The 19037-nt window shown below is 66.1% G+C and carries 11 protein-coding genes; 2 read left to right on the forward strand and 9 right to left on the reverse strand.

Going from position 1 to position 19037, the window contains the following annotated elements; translation table 11 throughout:
- Window positions 1-274: 274 nt before the first annotated feature.
- A complete protein-coding gene (locus tag BMX74_RS40080) occupies window positions 275-820 on the forward strand; it encodes a recombinase family protein (RefSeq protein WP_256257582.1) in 546 nt (181 codons plus the stop codon).
- A gap of 182 nt (window positions 821-1002) precedes the next feature.
- On the opposite strand, the gene BMX74_RS40085 is transcribed toward BMX74_RS40080, so the two are convergent.
- The 6 genes from BMX74_RS40085 to BMX74_RS40110 all read right to left on the reverse strand — a co-directional run bounded on the left by BMX74_RS40085 (window position 1003) and on the right by BMX74_RS40110 (window position 14379).
- Window positions 1003-5847, reverse strand: a complete 4845-nt coding sequence (locus BMX74_RS40085) for a DUF7402 domain-containing protein (RefSeq protein ID WP_218154218.1) — start codon at window positions 5845-5847, stop codon at window positions 1003-1005.
- 247 nt (window positions 5848-6094) lie between these two features.
- Entirely contained in the window at window positions 6095-9562 is a 3468-nt protein-coding gene (locus BMX74_RS40090) for a discoidin domain-containing protein (RefSeq protein WP_177227695.1), read from the reverse strand.
- Between the two features lie 315 nt (window positions 9563-9877).
- Window positions 9878-10711, reverse strand: a complete 834-nt coding sequence (locus BMX74_RS40095) for a carbohydrate ABC transporter permease (protein WP_055501987.1) — start codon at window positions 10709-10711, stop codon at window positions 9878-9880.
- Window positions 10711-11565, reverse strand: coding sequence for a carbohydrate ABC transporter permease (locus tag BMX74_RS40100; RefSeq protein ID WP_091105651.1), 855 nt, complete (start codon window positions 11563-11565; stop codon window positions 10711-10713). The genes BMX74_RS40095 and BMX74_RS40100 overlap by 1 nt, the downstream gene beginning before the upstream one ends.
- Window positions 11562-12857, reverse strand: coding sequence for an ABC transporter substrate-binding protein (locus BMX74_RS40105; protein WP_218154220.1), 1296 nt, complete (start codon window positions 12855-12857; stop codon window positions 11562-11564). Before BMX74_RS40105 ends, BMX74_RS40100 begins: the two co-directional genes overlap by 4 nt.
- Before the next feature lie 745 nt (window positions 12858-13602).
- The gene (locus tag BMX74_RS40110; RefSeq protein ID WP_218154221.1) at window positions 13603-14379 is read right to left on the reverse strand and encodes a FadR/GntR family transcriptional regulator; all 777 of its coding nucleotides are present in this window, start codon (window positions 14377-14379) and stop codon (window positions 13603-13605) included.
- 554 nt (window positions 14380-14933) lie between these two features.
- Between BMX74_RS40110 and BMX74_RS40115 the strand changes: the two genes are divergently transcribed.
- Window positions 14934-16637: a glycoside hydrolase family 35 protein gene (locus BMX74_RS40115; RefSeq protein ID WP_091105654.1), complete on the forward strand. Its 1704-nt coding sequence runs from the start codon at window positions 14934-14936 to the stop codon at window positions 16635-16637.
- Window positions 16638-16727: 90 nt separating this feature from the next.
- Here the strand turns inward: BMX74_RS40115 and BMX74_RS40120 are convergent, their stop codons facing one another.
- The 3 genes from BMX74_RS40120 to BMX74_RS40130 all read right to left on the reverse strand — a co-directional run.
- Window positions 16728-17057: an aldo/keto reductase gene (locus tag BMX74_RS40120; protein WP_091105656.1), complete on the reverse strand. Its 330-nt coding sequence runs from the start codon at window positions 17055-17057 to the stop codon at window positions 16728-16730.
- A 313-nt stretch (window positions 17058-17370) separates the two neighbouring features.
- Window positions 17371-18408 carry an enolase C-terminal domain-like protein gene (locus BMX74_RS40125; RefSeq protein ID WP_055501982.1) on the reverse strand — a complete coding sequence of 346 codons (1038 nt, stop codon included), beginning with the start codon at window positions 18406-18408 and terminating at the stop codon, window positions 17371-17373.
- Window positions 18409-18440: 32 nt separating this feature from the next.
- Window positions 18441-19037 (reverse strand): FadR/GntR family transcriptional regulator (locus BMX74_RS40130; RefSeq protein ID WP_091098922.1); only part of this gene is annotated, 597 nt, incomplete at its 5' end.

The raw sequence follows: 19037 nt of genomic DNA on the forward strand, positions 1-19037 counted from the left end.
TCTGACCAGCGATGCGCGACCCGAGGGAGGGCCCACTTGCACGAAGCCGCGCTCCCTCGGGCCCGCTGGTCAAGCGCCTCCATGCTCGACGGCGACAGGCTGCCCGGCCGGGTGTGCACACGACTTCAGACATCCGTGCAGAGGGCTTCGGAAATCGACACCCTTCACGAACCGCCGACAGCCCGCCGGAGTGTCGGAAAACGCGTTGCGAAGTCAGAGTGTTCATCAACTCTCGCAACACCGTTTTCTCTACACTTCCGAGATACGACGCTCCGTGACGACTCGGCCCTCCGCGGTGATCGGCCAGGCCGCCGCCGACCTCCTTGGCGCCGAACCTACAGTCCTCACCGGGGCGCTCGTCGGCTACGCCCGGGTCTCCACCCGTGATCAGCGCCTCGACCGACAGATCCGCGCGCTCGAAGCCGCCGGTTGCATCCGCATCTTCGCCGACAAGCTGAGCGGCAAGAACACCGACCGTGAAGAGCTCACCGAGGCCCTGGACTACCTACGGCCCGGCGACACCCTCGTCGTCCCCTCGCTCGACCGGCTCGCCCGCTCCCTGGCCGACCTCGTCACGATCGTCGCCGATCTGCGCCGCCGCGGCGTCGGCTTCCGGTCCCTGAAGGAAGCCCTCGACACCACTCGCCACGGGCCGCTCTGCCGTCGGACAGCCGACAGTGCGAGCCGAGCTGGAGAATGGCGGCTGATTCCCGAGGTCAGCGCCTACCCGGCGGCTGATGGCGCGTTGGTTGACGGCATCCCACCCCGGACGCCGCCGGCGCGCAGACCGTCACCTCGTGATCAGCGGGGAGTGTGGTGATCCATGCTCGGTCATGGAGCGGCCCCGAGGCATCGCCTGATGCCTCGGGGCCACCGGAGTCATGCCTCCTTCACGGTCACGGCCCACCGGTGATCTTCAAGTACCGTCGCAGCCCGAAGGCGGCCGCGCTCCGGACACCGTGGGTTCCTGGTTGACGGCGCATCGTTCGCTACCGCTCGCGACTACCGATCCGTGACGTTGACGACAGCCGTCGCCTTGACGGACGTCCCCGTTACGGCACCGCGGACGGTGAACCATCCGCTCTTGGCCACCATGTCCGAGGTGACCGGTTCCCAGGTCACATCGACGGATCCGGTCGTGCCGTCACTGTAGACGGCCTCGGTCTGCGCAGGCAGAGTCGGAAGCGTGCCGATCGTCGTGTCGACGGCGACCGACCTGAAATCCACGACGGACTTCTGTTTCTGCGCCTCGAACACGCCGAACTCGGCCAGTCCGCACTCCGCACCGCTCGGATTGCCGTAGGCGTTGTCGGGATCGATGGTGAACTTCAGCCAGGTGGTCTTGACCGGGGTATCGAACCTCACGATGTTGTCCGGCTGACCGTCCCACTTGATGCCGGTCACCTTCTTGCTGCCGCCCTCCCATTCCAGCACGCCTTCCACGATCTGGTTGACGGCGGCGCCGCGGTCGACCAGGTTGACGTGGTCGATCTCCACCGGGGACGGGAACTGAAGTTTGATCCACGGGCTGCGGTCCGCCTGCTTCGCCGCCCAGGACGTCGTCTTGTTGCCGTCCGTCGCCTTGGTTCCCAGATAGCGGTCGTCCTGGGTGTCGCCATCCGGGACACCGTTTCGGTCGCGAACCGAGGACACCGTGACCGTGGCCGAGCCCGCGATGTCATCGCCTTGGACCGTGATCGTCGCGGTGTTCGACTCGACCGCCACGCCGTCCAGCGTCACGACTGCCTTTGCCGTCGCCTGGAACCGGTCGGCGATCGGCTGTCTCAGGACGATGGTGTTGCTGCCCGGTACGACTGCCAGTCTGCTGTCGCTGAACACGTACTCGGTCTTCGCCTTCGACAGGTTCGCCTTCTCGCCGGTGTTCAGAGTTCCCTCGATCGTGCCGACGACCGGTTGGTTCTCCTTGATGGAGCCGCCGCTCAGCGCGAGCTTCACCTGCTTCAGGAAAACGGGGAACGAGATGCGTCCGTCCGCGTCGACGTCGACGTAGAAGTGGTCGTCGGCCCGGTAGCCGCCCAGCTCCGCGGTGACGTTGATGCGTGCCCTTCCTGACTCCTTCGACGACAGCACCTTGTCCGCGCCGACGGCCACCACGGACGGGCTGTCGCTGGTGATCGCGACGTCCGCGTCTTTCAGGTCGACAGGCGTGCCGAGGAAGGAGTATCCCTTGACATCGACCGTCGCCGTCCGGCTGTCCGCACCGGCTTTCGGCTGTAGTTCGAGACTGCCCAGCGCGGTCAGATCTCTCAGCGAGAGCACCCGGACTTCCAGCACGTCGATCGGGCTGCCGTCCTGGCCGCCGCCGGGGAAGGAGACCCTGACGTAACGTGCCTGCACGCTGGGCCGGCCAGGATCGACCGGATAGTTGTAGTACAGGCCTTCCTGTTCCCACGCGTACAACGTCGTGTCGCTGCGCGGAACCGCCAGCGTGTTCCTCGATGTCGGCAGCCCGGCGCCGGACGTGGTGTTCGTCTCGTTGCCGGTGGTCCACTGCGAGCCGTCGGCGCTGTACTCGATCTTCACCTTCTTCGGCACGTTGTAGTAGGTGACGTTGTCGGCGTTCGGCATGTGGTGGTTGAAGAAGACGTTGACCCGCGAGAGGTCCTGCATCTTGCCCAGATCGTAGGTGATGCTCGGATTCTCGTCGCCCGCCGGCGCCGACCACTTCGCGAGATTGCCGCCGGTCGTGTCATTGATCGTTCCGTCGGACAGCAGACCGGCGTGCTCGCTGTCGGTCGTCACCTTCGGCGTCGTTCCGGACGCCACGTTCATGTCAGGAAGCAGTGTGATGTAGTTCCGCGTGGAGGTATAGGTCTTCCCGTCCACCGTGATGTCTGCCCAGTAGGTGTACATCGTGGGGGTGGCGACCTTGCGGGTGAACCGCATCGTGTCGCCTGTGACGACGAACGGTGACTGGTCGGCCGGCACCTCGGTGACGATGATCTTACCCGCGGCGTTGTCACGCCTGCCGTCGACCGTCGCGTAGTGATACTTGATCTGCGAGGCGTCGAGAATGTCGACTTCGCCGCCTTTTCGGGTGTAGCCCTTGAACGTCACCGGAATGTCGTTGTCGGTGGCGAACTGCCCCCAGAACAGCGCGCCGTCGGTGAGCATGTTCACGCCGACGAGTGGAAGCGCGGCCGAGATGGCGTGGTCTCGCACCTTGACCGGGTAGGTGTCGGTCATGACCTGAGGAGGGTTCACACCGTCGTCGTAGGTCGCCGTCACGGTGATGGTGGCGGTACCGTCGCCGTGGGCCTTGACCTGGCCCGTTGCCGCCGCCACGGTGGCGACCCGCACATCGCTGCTCGTGAACTTGAGCTTGGCCGGTGCGAGGACGTTGGTGTAGCCGTTCATGTAGCTCTCGGCCCGCAGTCGCAGGGTGTTCGGCGCGGTCTGGCTGCTGAAGAGCTTGACACTCGTCATCTTGTAGTTTCTGACCGGGCTCTTGGTCCGAATCTTGATGATGGTGTCAATGGGGTCAGCTGTGACACCGGACGTGTCGATCGAGATGTAGTACTTGCCGTTCTCCTTCTCTGTCGTGAACGGCAGAGAGCTGCCCTTGTTCAGCCACTGGACCTGGTCTACCGGATGGTCGAAGGGGCCGATGTGGCTCATCAGCGCCTGGCCGGCGAATCCCGCCTTCGCCACGCCCGCGATCTGATTCTTGATCATGTGCATGTAGACGTACTGGTCGCGGGACATGGCGTAGCCCCAGTCGGGCCCCTGTCCATGAGCGATCGCCTTCTGCGGGTCGGTGTGCCAGCCGGGCTTCGGGGTGTAGGCCATGGTGTACGGCATGGTCCCGTACATCGACTCCCGAAGATCGGGTCCGGGCCCGTTGTCCATCCACTTCACGATCGACGTCCGCATGTCCGACAGTTGCTGCGAGGAGATCGGCACCATCGAGAAGATGTTGGTGTTGTCGAGGTTGCTGCTGAGGTTGTCCATGCCACGGGTCACGGTGATGGAGGAGTCGTAGTTCATGACATAGCCGTGGCCGTACTGGTTGATCAGTTCTTTCGTGGCTTCGACCCAGTTGTCGCGTTCGTTGCCCTTGGCGTACTGCGTCCAGATGTCGAGTGCCGTCGTGTACGGGTCGTTCCATTCCTCATGTGCGACCTTTCTGGCTTGCGGCAGGATCCCGGCATGCCAGCCACCCTCGTTGTACGGTTCGCTGTTCCAGAACGGACGCTCGTGAAGGGTGATGTCCTGGTCGCCGGTCTGCGCGTTGGGGTTCGCATCGATCAGCACCCGGTCGTTGTAGTTGCGCGCGGAGCTCCAGGCGACGTCGGGATTGGAATAGCTCTCCGGGCCGCCGTCGGCGAAGAGGTACCACGGGTCGTATTTCGCGACCAGGCCTTGGATGTCGCTTTCGAGGATCTCGGATCCCTCGTAGAGCGAAGACACGTAGACGCCGAACTTCAACCCGTACCGCTCGGCGGCTTGTTTGGCCTGCAGCACGCGGTCCCTGACGTGCCAGCTGCCGTCCGCGGCCTGGAACAGGGCGTTGTACTTGTACTGCTTGTTGGTGTTGTTCGGGGTGAGGTTGGCGTTCGGCGACGGCCAGTAGTAGATGGTGTTCTGCAGGCTCTCGGTCGAGAGCAGGGTCATGCCCATCTCTTTGGCCGTCTGTGCCCACTCGTCATAGTTGAAGTTCGGGTCGTACAGGTTCGGCATCGTGCCGGTGGTGTGCGACAGAGCCGACATCTTGCCTTCGATGAACCAGTCGACCGGGTTCTTCTTGACCGTCATGGTGTACGGCTTCGTGGTCGTGGAACCACGGGCATCGGTCACCTTCACGGTGAAGGCGTAGTCCTTCTGCGATGCGCCGTGGGCGCCGTCCGAGACCGTGCCGTCGATGTGGCCGTCCGGCGCCAGCGTCAGGCCGGGGGGCAACTGGCCGTCGGCGAGCGTCCAGGAGTAGCCGGGACTGCCACCGGCCGCTTGAAAGGCGAAGGGAGACGCCTGCGGAGCGATGCTCGACGTGTTCCGGGTGCCGTCGATCTTGGCCACCATGCCGACGTACGGGTTCTCGTCGTAGGCGTACGGCAGGGTGTTGGACGGGTAGTCGTTCGCCGGGACATCCGCGTTGCGCGCGTCGAACGCGTGCCGGTCGATGCTCAGCCCCTGGGTGACGACGGTGAGCTGATCGCCGGCCGCGTTCGGCCCGGTGACCGAGTACGTCAGCCCGGGAACGACGTCACCCGCGCCGTCGCAGAGCCTCGTGTAGAAACCGAGGAAGTTCTTGTTGGCGCCGGTGTTCTTGTGCTGGATCTCGATGAGAAGCTTGTTCCAGCCCTGCTTCAGCTGGATCGGATATCTCGTGCCGTCCTTGCTCACCCGATTCGCGACGCGGTCCTGCCGCCCAGCCGGAGCGTCGTTGGCGAACAGCCGGTACAGCCCCGATCCGCCCACCTGCCACTGAACGGTTTGCGCGGCCGGGCTGTAGACGTAGCTCGCGGCCACAACCCACTTGCCGGCTGTCGACTGCCCCTGCTTGACGTCGAAATAGCCCATCAGGTCGTTGTAGTCGTCGTAGTTCCGGTTGAAGATGCGATCGTCGAAGTACTGCCAGGTGGATGTCTCCTTGTTCGCCGGATCGACCAGGGACGTGCCCAGGGCGGGGACGACGGGAGCAGGAGACTGCTCGACCACGGGATCGGTGTACGGGCCGGACACCGCCCACTGATTCAGGTACGGCGCGGTCCCTCTCGTCTGCGCCGCACGGGCCTGTGGCCCGGTGAGAACGCTGCCGGCCGCCGCAAGCGCGAGTACCGTCGTGGTTGCGACGAGGCGGGACCGGATCTTTCGTAATCTCTTCACGCTGCCTTCTTGCATTTGTCGAGATATCTGATGCCCGGCCGTTGAGGACAGGCGAAGAGGCGAGCCCGAGGACTGGTCATGACATCGACGCCGACACCGCGCCGTCGTCCTGTCCGAAGCGAGATCGCCGGACGGAACCGCCGAGGAAGCACGCCGCCGGCCGTCTGAACCGGCGGCGATCGGGGCCGCATGCCGACGAGGAGGTCATCACGGTCGGTTGTTCATGCCGGGATGACCTCCCGTCCCGCTACCTGCCGTTGACGGCCACCTCGAGCAGGTCGATCGCCGAGCCGTTCGCGTCGCCGTTGAACGCCAACCTGACGTACTGGGCCTTGGCGGTCAGTGGATATTGGGTGGAGAACCCGAAATCGGCGGTGCCCGTGGGACCGTTGACGGTGCCGGCGTCGTTCCATGACGCGCCGTCCTCGCTGGTCTGGATCTTGATCGTCTTGGGCGTGTTGAGATACTTCTGATCGAGGGAGTTGAAGTTGATGGCGATGCTGGAGATGTCAGAGCTCGCCGGGAGCTTGAACTGGATCCACGCCGCCTCGCCCGCCGGAACCGACCACTTCGACTCGTCGAACCGGGTGCCCTCGATCGTCCGGCCGTCGACGAGGTTGGCCACCCCGCTCTGCTGGTGGCTCGAGGTGATCTCGGCGGTGCCCGCGAGGTCGCGGTACGGCAGTAGATCCATGAAGACCTTGTTGGTCGTCACGGTCTTGCCGTCCAGCGTCACGTCCGCCCACACGGCCGCCCTCGTGGGCTTCTCCACCGCAGGCGTGATGATCTTGTTCCGTTTGAAGGCGAACGTGTCCACCTCCTGGATGGCGATGGGCTTGTACTTGTCGCCACCGCTCAGATCGACGATGCCGCCATGCCATCTGATCCGCGCCGCTCCCAGTCCGATGGGACCGCCCTCGGCCGACCTTCCAGTGATCGCGTAGGGCAGTCCGTCGTTCAGCGGAAACGCGCCGTACGCCTCCTTCCCGGCGACGAGGAGGGATGCCTCGATCATGTCGCCGGCCACGTGGACGACGCCGTCCCTGACTCTGACGTTCACCACGCCCTGCTTGGTGACGCCCTCGTGCGTGCCCTTCACCGTGATGGTCGTCGTCCCGTTCGATACCGCGGTCACGACCCCCGGGCCGTGCACGGCCGCCACCTCGGGGTTCGAACTGCTGTAGGTCACGTCGGACAGCTGCGCCCGGAGGGCGGGGTAGGTCATGTGTCCCTCGGCGCGGACTTTCAGCATCGAGGGCGCGACCTGCTCGGCGGTCGCGACGACGTCGGTCAGCTTGTACGTCCGGACCGGATCGTCGGTAACGATCTTGATGATCGTGTCGACCGGATCCTCACGCACCTCGGACAGGTCGATGGACAGGCTGTCGCCCTGCTGCTTGAACGAGGTGATCGGGGCGTTCGCGTTCAGCCAGGTGACCGACACCACCCGATGGCCGACCGGGCTGACGGTCAGGGACCTGCCGGCGATGGCGTCGAAGCCCTTCTTGCCGTCCGGCCCCTTCATGATGTGGAGGTAGATGATGTTGTCCCGGGCGGTCGCGTACCCCCACTGCGGACCGGTCTTGCCGCTGGGGAAGGCGAACTGCTCGTAGTTCCCTCGCCCGTCGTCCTCGTAGCCGTAGCCGGACAGGAAGTACGGTGTCGTCCCGGTGGTGGACTCGTGCCGTTCCGGGCCGCCCTCCGGCGCGAACCAGTCGATCAGGTTCTCTCGCACGTCGATGAACTCCTGGGCGGCCTTCGGATACCGCGTGGCGATCTCCTGCGGCGAGTGCCAGTTCGGTCCGCGGCTGTCGATGATCGACTGATCGTTGTTGTCCGCGTAACCCCGGCCGGCGTTCATCACCATCTCCTTCGCCACCTGCCGGTAGTCGTCACGCTTGCCGTAGTACGGCGAAAGCTCGTCCCTGGTGTGGATCATCTTCCACGGCTCCATGATCGTCCGCTTGAGAAGATGGTTGCGGGACGCGTTGGCGTAGATTCCCGACGCCTCGGCGGTGCGCAGGTCGGGGTCGCCGTACTCCTCGCCCCAGGCATTCGAGTTCACGATGATCTCGTTGGAGTAGTTGCGAATGCCGCTGTAGATGACGTCGAAATTCTCCGCCTTGTGTCCCTGTGGGCCGTCGAAATACAGGTAGCTCGGGTCATAGCGGTGAATGAGGTCGGCGATGTCCTGGACCGTCTTGTCGGTGTTCTGGGAGGCGTAGTAGAGGCCGAACCTGATGCCCTGACGCTTGACCGCCCGCTCGAACCTCCTGAGACCGTCGACGACCTTCCCGCTCTCGTCCTTCGGGTAGTAGAGGTGCCTGTCGCTCTTCGGATCGCAGAACTTCGAGGGCCAGAAGTACGCCTGCTGGTTCGTCTCGACCGACACCAGCGAGTGTCCTTGGGCCTTGGCCCGCTCCGCCCACCGGTCGACGGAGAAGTTCGGGTCCACGAAGTAGTTGTAGATTCCGGTGGCATGGGTGAGAGCGCCGACCCTGCCTTCTTCGAACCACTTGTTCGGACGTTCCTTCACGGTGAGCGTGAAGTCCTTCGTGGCGCTGCTTCCCTTGCCGTCGGTCACCTGGACCGTGAAGTGATGGTCACCGGGCCGGGCATCGACGCTGATGACGCCCTTGACGCTGTTCAGGTCGACTTTCCCGTTCACCAGCCCGTCCGCGACGGTGCCGTCCGCATTCAGTTCCAGACCTTCGGGCAGTTTCCCGGCGACCACCTTCCAGGTGTATCCCGGTGCGCCTCCGGAGGCCATGAACTGGAACGCCGAGGCTGACACGCCGTAGGTGTTGCCGCTGACCGACTTGTTCCAGACGTAGGGCCATTCCTTGTAGCCGGTGGGCAACCCCTGCGACACGATCCGCAGGTTCTCCGACGGCCCCTCGACAGAGTTGACCAGGCCGGCCACCCGGTTGCCCGCCTGATCCGCGACCCGGCCGTAGAAGCCGAGGTAGGCCACGTTCTTGTCCTGCGCCACCGGCACCCCGTTGGCGTTCACGTCCTCGGTGTAGGTGTGCTTGATCTGGATCATCAGCTTGTTCCAGCCCGGGTGCAGCTGGACGGGACTCTTGGTGAGATCCTTCTGCACTTCGGCAGGTGTGCTCGGATCCGTCACGCACCGGTCGTTGACGAAGAGCCGGTACGAGCCGCTGGCGCCGACGTTGACATAGGCCTGCTGTTCGGCCGGGCTGTAGACGTAGGTGTGCGCGTAGACGTACTTGTTCCTCGTGTCCACGCCCTGCTTGACCGTGTAGTACCCGTAGAGGTCCTGGTAATCGTCGTAGTTCCGGTTGTAGACGCGGTCGTCGAAGTACTCCCACTTCCTGCTCTCGCCGCCGAAGCCCATGGACTCGCCGAGGCCAGGAGTGATCTCTGTCCTGCCGTCGACGGGCTGCGCCTTGTCGTACACCTCGATCTCGGCGATGCCGGTGATCGGCGGGTAAGGCGAGCGGCCCTTGTCGATCTCGACCCTCATCTCGCGGACGTTCTTCAGCCCGGGCCGTGCCGAATAGACGGTGGGATTGGACGTGCCGTCGACCTGGCCGGACTCCACCTTGCTCCCGTCGTCCAGGGTGAAGGTGAGGTGATACCAGTTGTTCACGTGCCGCGAATCACCCCACTGTGCGATCCGCACCTCGTTGAGGGCGATGGGTTCGCGCCACTTGAGGTCCACCCACGGGCTGGGATCGTTCTCCGTCACCCACTGCTTCCGGACATCGCCGTCCACCAGATAGGCGACCGGATTCACCGCCAGCGTCGATGAGGAAGCCGTTATCTCGGACGCCTTGGGAGCGTGATTCACCGGCTCCCGCGCCTCGCATTCGTAGAGTTTCTCGACCACCGGAGAATCGAACGGACCCGACACGAGCCACGAGTTGATGAAGGGTGCGTCCCCGGCCGCCTGCTGCGCATACGCTTTCGTGTCGAAGACGCCGAGGAACAGCAACATGATGACCGTCACGCCGGCTAAGATTTTCCCCATTAGTTGTAGAGTCTCTCTGTGTCTGGGGGGCTGTCAGGCTTTGAGGCTTCCCGCCGCGAGTCCCGAACGCCAGTACCGTTGCAGGACGATGAAGGCGATGACGAGGGGCACCACCGAGATGAGCGAGCCGGTCACCACGATGTCGTACCAGGGCTGGTCTCGTAGCTGGCTGTTCCAGAAGTAAAGTCCGAGCGTCAGCGGCCAGAGCTTGTCATCGGCGAGCATCATCAGCGGCAGGAAGAAGTTGTTCCAGATGCCCACGAACTGGAACAGGAAGATGGTGACCAGAGCGGGCGACATCAACCGCAGCGCGACGGTGAAGAAGATGCGCAGGTCGCCCGCGCCGTCAATCCGTGCGGCGTCGATCAGCTCCTCCGGGACGGAGGACGTCGCGTACACCCGGGCGAGGTAGACCCCGAACGGGGTGACGACGCTCGGGATCAGCACCGACCAGTAGGTGTTGACGACACCCGTGGACGAGGCCAGCAGATAGAGCGGCAGCGCGAGGAGCGGCGGTGGGATCAACACCGCGCCGATGATCACGGCGAAGAGACCCTCACGGCCCCGGAAGGGATACTTGGCCAGCGAGTACCCCGCCATGGCGGCGAGGAGAGTCGCCGCCACCGCGCCTCCGGCGGAGTAGAGCAGGCTGTTGAGGACCCATCGGGGGAAGGCGCCGCCGCTGTGGGTGAAGACCCTCCCCACGTTGTCGGCCAGATGCAGCTCCGCCCCGAACCAGAAGCCGTTGCCGCCGAACAGCTCGCCCTTCGACTTGGTGGCCGAGACGATCAGCCACCACACGGGCAGCAGGAAGTATCCGGCGATCGCGAGCAGCAGCACCAGGGTGCTCATGCGGGTGGCACGCATCACGTCCCCCTGCTGCTCAGCCGCAGGAAACCGTACGAGAAGACGAACGTTGCCACTGCCAGGACCACCGCGATCGCGGCCGCGAAGTTGTAGTCGTTGAGCCCGAACGCCGCCTGGTAGGAGAGCATCACCGGGGTGTATCCGCCGCTGATCACGGAGGCCATGGAGCGCAGCACCATCGGCTCGCCGAACAGCTGCAGCGTGCCGATGATGGAGAACACGCCGGTCAGGGTGAGCGAGGGACGCAGCAGCGGGATCTTGATGTGCCACGCGATGCGCCAGCCGGAGCATCCGTCCACCTCCGCCGCCTCGAACAGCTCGCGCGGGATCGACCGCAGCGACGTATGGAGGATGACCATGTTGTATCCCGTCCATGACCAGGTGACGATGTTGCCGATCGACCACAGGATCGTGTCGGCGGAGAGGAAGTCGAACGCGGGGAGCGGGCTGATTCCTGGCACGTAGAGGAAGGACCACAGGACCGCCGCGATCACCCCGGGAATGGCGAACGGCAGGAAGTAGGCCAGCCGGAAGAACCGTCCGAACCACGCCGCCCGGGAGTCCAGCAGGAGTGCCAGCAGCAGGGCCAGCCCGAGCATCACCGGCACCTGGACCAGGCCGAAAGCGATCACACGGACGACGCTGCCGACGAACGCGCTGTCGGCGAACACCCGCGCGTAGTTCGACAAGCCCGCGAACACGGTCTCCGCCGGGCCTAACCCGAGCCCGGACCGCTCGACCCGGAACAGGCTCTGGTGGACGGCGTACCCGATCGGCAGTACGAAGACGGCCGCGAAGAGGACGACGAACGGCGCGAGCAGCAGCAAGGCCGCTACCCGGTGGCGGCGGATCATCCTTCGACCTTCAGGCCCTTCGACTTCATCACCTCGACGGTCTTGCCCTGGAGGATGTCCAGTTGGGCGGGCAGGGTGCCCTTGCCCGAGTACGCGACGTTGACGGAGTCGGTGAGATCGGCGCCGAACTGCGACTGCATCGGCCCCCACTGCCAACTGGTGTCAGTGTTCTGGGCAGCCTCGGCGAACACCTGGAAGATGTTCTGGCCGCCGAAGTACTCGACGCCCGTGTCCACCTCAGGCAGCGACAGTCCCGCGCTGGCGGCCGGGTAGATGCCCGTCACCTTGATCAGGTTCTTCAGGCTGGCGGGGTCGGTGCTCATCCAGGTGGCGAATTCGACCGCTTCCTTCTTGTGCGCACACCCCTTCAACACGGCGGTACTGGATCCGCCCTCGTTGCCGAACTTCTTCTCGCCCGCGGCCCACTGCGGCATCGGCGCGACGGCGAACTTGCCCTTGGCCGCCGGCGCGTTCTCCGCGATGAGAGGGCGCAGCCACACGGCGCCGATGGCGGTGGCGACCTTGCCGGACTGCAGCGAGCTCCACCACGCGGCGCTGTAGCCCTCATCGGTGACGTTGACCAGCTTCTTGTCGATGAGGCCCTGCCAGTACTCGGCCATCCGCCTGGTCTCGGGGGAGTTGACCGCGACCTTCCACGTGTCACCCGCGGTGGAGAACCACTTGGCGCCGCTCTGCCAGGCCAGGCCGGCCAGATCGACGGCTCGCAGGTTCAGGATGTACGCCTCGGGGTCGGCCTGGTGCAGCTTCTCGGCTGCCTTGGCGTACTCGTCCCACGTCTTCGGTACAGCGATGCCGTACTTGTCGAAGACGTCCTTGCGGTAGTACAGGGCCGTCGGGCCGGTGTCGACCGGGATCCCGTAGGTTCTGCCGACGAGGGAGACCTGGTTCCAGGTCCACGGGATGAACTGCCCCTGGGCGCTTCCGGCTTCGCTGGTGATGTCCTCCAGGGCGTTCTCGAGCAGGAAGGTGGGCATCGACTCGAAACCGACCTGAGCCAGGCAGGGCGCGTTCCCAGCCTTGACGGCCGTGAACATCTTGTCGTAGCCGCCCTTGCCGCCCGACGGCAGCTTGTTGAAGGTGACCTGCACGTCCTTGTGGCCGGCGTTGAACAGCTCGACCGACTTGTCGTAGCCGGGGGCCCAGCCCCAGAACTCGAGCTTGACGGGGGCGGCGCCGCCCCCGGACGTGGGCCCGTCGGACGAGGACGAGCCGCAGGCCGTCACGGCGAGCGGCAGCACCACCAGCGCGGCGGCGATCGTTGTCTTCTTCACTGTTGCTGTCTCCTTAACCGAGCGCCGCCGACGGGGGAGCGGCGGCGGACGCTCGGACTTCTCGTCTGCTCAGGGGAGGGCTTGATGCCATCGGTGCTACGGTGCGCCTCGGCGTGGGGCAGGAGAGCGCCTTCACCTGGATCAACGCCGTGCTGGTACGGAAACGACTCGGGATCTGATCATCTGCACTCCTGAGCTTCGAATCGCATGGACATGACGCCATCAGTGCATGACCCCAGGCACGGCGCCGCCGCACCTGAACACGACGTGGGTGTGCGAAGTGAGAGAGTTGCTTAGATCAGATCTATATCTGATCCTCTATCGCCACCGATGGGTTCCTTCCATCAGGACGAGAGCGTTTATGCAGGTCACTCGGCCGATCTCGCTCGGCTCTCAGTATGTGATGCCGCCTCAGCCCAGTCAATAGATCTGTGGCATCAACATCACTCTTCGCAATGAATCTGAGACATTCATGCCGAGCTCTGGACAGGCGGGGCGGTGCCGGAAGCCGCCGGCGAGGTCGGCGACACCCCGCCGGGTCGCGCCCCGGTAGGCAGCCCCCTGCGGACCCTGATCTCGACCAGGTCGACCACGATCAGTTCGCGGCGCATCGCCCCTGACAGATCAAGCCGTCGTCGGTGTGGACGCGCGGGATGCCGCCCACGATCGGCCCCTCAGAGCGGGGAAGCCGCGCTCGCGGACGGAAGGGCGGCTGCCGGGCGGATCGACGAGTTCGACGGTGGCCTCAGTGGTTCGCGTGCGTTCCTTCATCTCGGGACAGGAGGCGGTGCCGGATCTCCTCCTGGAACTGCTGCCTCGTCATGTCGATGTGCTGTGTCATGAGAGTGACGGCCTGCCCCTCGTCGCCGGAGGCGATGGCCTGGGCGATGGCCAGATGCTGGTCCGCGGCCACGACGAGCGATCCGCCCGCGACTCCTGCCAGCCCGATGACGCTGACCTGCCGCTGGAGGCGTTGCACCGACTCGATGGTCGCCGACATGAACATGTTGGCCGCGGCGGCAGCGACCGCCTGGTGGAACTGCTCGTCGGAGCGTGCGAAGTCCTCGACGTCGTTACGCTCGGCGGCTTCCGCCGAGAGCCGCGCCGCCTCGTGTAACGCCTTCACCTGTGCGGGCACGGCTCGTTGCGCGGCCAGGCGGGCCGTGGCGGACTCGATGTGCCGCCGGAACTCGAACATCTGGTCCACCTGTCCGAGGTCCGCGGGCAGGAACTGGGCGAACGACTCCCGCCAGGGGGCGTCCTCCGGCTCGGCGACGTAGATGCCCCGGCCCTTCTGCACGCTCAGCCTCTTCAGAGCCGAGAGGATCTTCACCGCCTCTCTCACGACCGTCCTGCTCATCTGTACCGCCTCTGCCAGTTCCTTCTCCGTCGGCAGGCGGTCCCCCGGGCGAAGCCCCTCACGGAGGATGTACTCAAGGATCAGCTCCGCGGCGATCTCGTAACCGGGCCGGTAGTTGGCCTCTGAGCTCGACTGCCGCTGCCGTGCGGATGGTTGGTTCAATTCCTTCCCCCCTCGCGTCGTGTCTGCGTGTGGACGCATCTTATCGCTGCATGTTTCCGGTCTATAGAGCTTCGCCTGCGGCCATGAATCTCAACTAGAGGCTTGACTCGTAAGATCTGCTATCGCCAGACTACGGATCAGCCGGCGCCACATACGACTCATCAACCGCAGATCACCTCGGGCGTGGGTTCGTGTCGCGTTGCGCGACGTATCCGATCGATCCCATGGAAGGAACCTCCTGTGCGTTGCGAGCCGCGATGGAAGGTCGTCGATCGTGGTGGCCTCTCCCCTCTCGGCGCCGACCGAGCGCGCCGCTGACTCCGGTACGAAGCCTCAGGCCCCCGCGATGGGAAGTCGAGGACGGCCCTCACCTGCTTCGACACGGCCGACGACAACACATCTTCAGCCACCAGGAAACCAATGGACGAGCGCACCGTCATCGCCACCGCCTGCGCCGTGAGCCCGCTCAGGACGCGTCTCCGCGATCGCCGGGCCGCTCGTGGCCGGTCTCGGCGGGTCGCCGCAGCAGCACGCCGTGCGGAACAGGATGTTCGATGAAGGTGTTCAGCGGAGCCATGCACTACTTCCGCACGCTGCCGGAGCAGTGGCGGGACCGGCTGGGCAAGCTGAGGGCGATGGGGGTGGACACGGTCGAGACGTACGTGCCGTGGAACCTGCACGAGCCGCGGCCCGGCGAGTTCGTCTTCACCGGGCTGGCCGACGTCGAGGGGTTTCTCGCCAGGGCCGCCGAGGCGGATCTGAACGTGATCGTGCGGCCGGGGCCGTACATCTGCGCGGAGTGGGAGAACGGCGGCCTGCCGTCGTGGCTGCCGGGGCCGCTACGCTGCCACGACCCGCGCTTCCTGGATCCGGTCGACCGGTACTTCGACGAGTTGATCCCGCGCATCGCCGCCCACCAGGTGACCAGAGGCGGCAACGTGATCATGGTTCAGGTGGAGAACGAGTACGGCTCCTACGGCGCTGACCCCGTCTATCTGAAGCACCTGGCGGACGGGCTGGCCCGCCGGGGCATCGACGTGCCGCTGTTCACCTCCGACGGCACCACCGACCTGAACCTCACCGGCGGCACGCTGCCCGGTCTGCTCGCCACCGCGAACTTCGGCAGCGACGCCGCCGGCCAGTTCGCGAACCTGGCCAGGCACCGGCCCGGCGACGACCCGTTCTGCATGGAGTTCTGGAACGGCTGGTTCGACCACTTCGGTGAGGAGCACCACACCCGCGCCGCGGAGGACGCCGCAGCGGCGCTCACGGAGATCCTCGAGCGCGGCTCGGTGAACTTCTACATGGCGGTGGGCGGCACCAACTTCGGCTTCATGGCGGGCGCCAACGCCGGCGGCGACCACGCGGACGGCGGCTACGAGCCGACCGTCACGAGCTACGACTACGACGCCCCGATCGCCGAGCACGGGGGCCTGACTCCGAAGTTCTGGGCCTATCGCGACGTGCTCGGCCGCTACACCGAGCTGCCGCCGGTGCCCGAGTCGTGCGAGGACACGCTTGAGGAGACACGGATCGAGCTGACCGAGCGGCTGTCGCTGCTCGACTGCCTCGACGTGCTGTCCACCGGGACCGTGCGCAGCGCCGCGACCAGGACGTTCGAGGAGCTCGGCCAGGACTACGGCCTCGCCGTCTACCGCACCCGGGTGCCCGGTCCCCGCACGGAGGAACTGCCGCTGCGGGTCAAGGGCCTGCACGACCGCGCCCACGTGCTGATCGACGGCGTGCCCGCGGGCATTCTGGAGCGCGACGTCACGACGTCGCTCCCGCTGAGGACGCCCGCGGGCGGCAGCGATCTGACCCTGGTCGTCGAGGCGATGGGCCGGGTCAACTACGGGCCGAAGACCGGCGAGCGCAAGGGCGTCCTGGACGGGGTGTTGCACGAGCGGCAGTACCTGTTCGGCTGGGAGATCGACCCCGTACCGCTGTCCGACGTGTCGGTGCTGCCGTGGGGCAGGACCACCAGCGCCGCAGGCCCGTCATTCCACCGGGGCATCCTCCACGTCGGCCGGCCGCTGGACGGGTTCCTCGCGCTGCCTGGCTGGGCCAAGGGACATGTCTGGGTCAACGGCTTCCACCTGGGCCGCTACTGGGAACGAGGGCCGCAGGTCACCCTCTACGTGCCATGGCCGCTGCTGCGCGAGGGCGCCAACGAGATCGTCGTACTGGAGCTCGACGGCGCCCCCGAGGCGGCCACGCTGGAGATCCGCTCGACGCCCCAGCTCGGCTCCGCTCGGTGAAGCGTCGGGCTCGAACATGTCGAGCCCGACGGAGAAGCACTGGAAGCACGAATGGTCGTCCCACAGGTGCACGTACGGGGTCGGTCATTCTCATGGCGTCGGTACCGAAGGATCCAGAAGCCCAACAGACCGCAACTCCATCCACATTTCGGCTGGAATAGGCGTGTGGAGCATGGTTACGCTCTCCTGGACCTCCGCTGCGGTCCGGGCGCCGATCACAAGCCCGGAAACCGCTGGGTGCCCGAAGGGGAACTGCGCGGCGGCGGCCTTCAGCGGCACGTTGTACCGGACGCAGACGTCCTGGACGGCCGACGCCTGAGCCAGCCGCTCGGCCGGAGCGGACTGGTAGTCGAACGGCGCGCCCGGTCTGAGATCCGCCAGCAGGCCCGAGTTGTAGACGCCGCCGGCGATGATGCCCACCCCCGCGAAAGACAAGCGCGGTGTGGACGGTGTCCAGCGCGTCCCGCTCGTTCACCGCTTCGTAGAGGTTTCCCAGAGGCGCGCACCCCAGGCCCAGCCGGCCGATCACGAGCCCGTCCGGCCCAGGACTCCGGGAACCGGGCCGCTCACGATGCTCTTCGTCGCAGTCCTCGTGGTCGCGGGCGTTCCGGATCATGTCAGAGGGCCTCAGCTGTCGCCGTCGCCGACGTCCCGGCCGTGACATGCTTCGAGGACGACATCGGTGATCTCGACCTGCCGTCCGCTGTCGTGCGAGCGGCACCCACGCTTCGCCTCAGGCCGTCTCGTATCCGATGCCGGGGGCGTTGGGGGCCCGCAGCATGCCGTCCGGGCCCACCGCCGCCTCCCGGACCACCGGATTGGTGAAGACCAGGGACTCGTAGTAGGTGGTGTTCGGGATGGCCATGCACAGGTGCGCGTTGACGATGCCCGTTCCGTGGACCTCCGCGCGGAGCTGGAAGCTGTCGGCGAGGTGGGCGATGCGCATGGCGCCGGTGATGCCGCCCTTGTACTGGGCGCTGGTGCGGACGCTGCCCACCGCGCCCCCGCTGATGAAGTCGGCGACGTTCAGGTGTGCGCCGTCCGAGGTCTCGGCGACCAGGAGGGGCACGGCGACGCGTTCGGCGAGCCACCGGTACGAGGTCACGCTGAACTCCCGCATGGGCTCCTCGTACCAGGTGTAGCCGGCCTCCGACAGCGCCTGCCCGACATAGACGGCGTCGGCGAAGTCGAAGCCCGCCGAGCCGTCGTACATGAGCGGGACCGCGTCCCCGACATGCGCCCGCAGCTTCTGGCACAGTTCGGCGTCGGCTCGGGCGTCACCCCAGGCGTGCAGCTTGATGGCGACGTAGCCGGCGTCCAGGCATTGGTCGGCGACGTCGAGGTACTCCTCCACGCTGGAGAAGGTCACCGTGCTGGCGTAGGCCGGGATGGCGTCACGGTAGGTGCCGAGCAACTGGTGGACGGGCAGGTTCGCCGCCTTTCCCGCGAGGTCCCACAGCGCGACGTCGACGAGCCCGAGGACGTAGATGGGGAGCTCCTCGATCCGGTCCAGCTCCCACATGCGGTGCCAGATGAGCTCCCGCCACAGCGGATCGCGGCCGATCAGGTCCGCGCGGATGCGGCGCTCCACCAGGTCGGCGACGATACGTCCGCGCCGGGTGTGTGCCTCGCCGACCAGTCCGTCGTCGGTGTGCACGCGCAGGATGCCGCCTACTGCCGGCCCCTCCGAGCCGGGCAGCCCCGCGCGCCAGCGAAAGGGTGGCTGAGCCGGCAGATCGATCAGTTCCAGGGTCACGTCGGTGATACGCATGTCGTCCTTCGCGTCGGGTGGGGTGGTGCCGGTCAGGAGGAGGAGTCGGTGGGGAAGAGGCGGTGGCGGATCTCCTGCTGGAACTGCCGCAGGGTCATGTCGATGTGCTCGCCGATGAGGTCCGTGGCCTGGCTCTGGTCGCCGGCCGCGATGGCGGCGCTGATCGCCTGGTGCTGTTCGGCGGCCACCACCAGTGACCCGCCCGCGACGCCGGCCAGCCCTATCGCGCTGACCTGCCGCTGCAGGCGCTGGACCGACTCCAGGGTGGCGTCGAGGAAGGTGTTGGCGGCAGCTGTGGCGATGGCCCGGTGGAAGGTCTCGTCGGCTCGGGTGAAGGCGTCGATGTCGTCGTCGGCCGCCGCGTCGGCCGACTGCTGTGCCGCCTGGCGCAGCGCCTTGACCTGGGCGGGGGTGGCGCGCTGCGCGGCCAGGCGGGTGGCGGCGGTCTCGACCAGACGCCGGAACTCGAACATCTCGTCCACCTGGCGCAGATCGGCGGGCAGGAACCGGGAGAACGACTCCTTCCACAGCGCGCCGTCCGGCTCGGCGATGTAGATGCCCCGGCCCTTCTGCACCGAGACCCGCCCGAGCGCGGACAGGATCTTCACCGCCTCCCTGACGATCGTCCT

This window comes from Nonomuraea pusilla (assembly GCF_900109355.1).
GTDB lineage: Bacteria > Actinomycetota > Actinomycetes > Streptosporangiales > Streptosporangiaceae > Nonomuraea > Nonomuraea pusilla.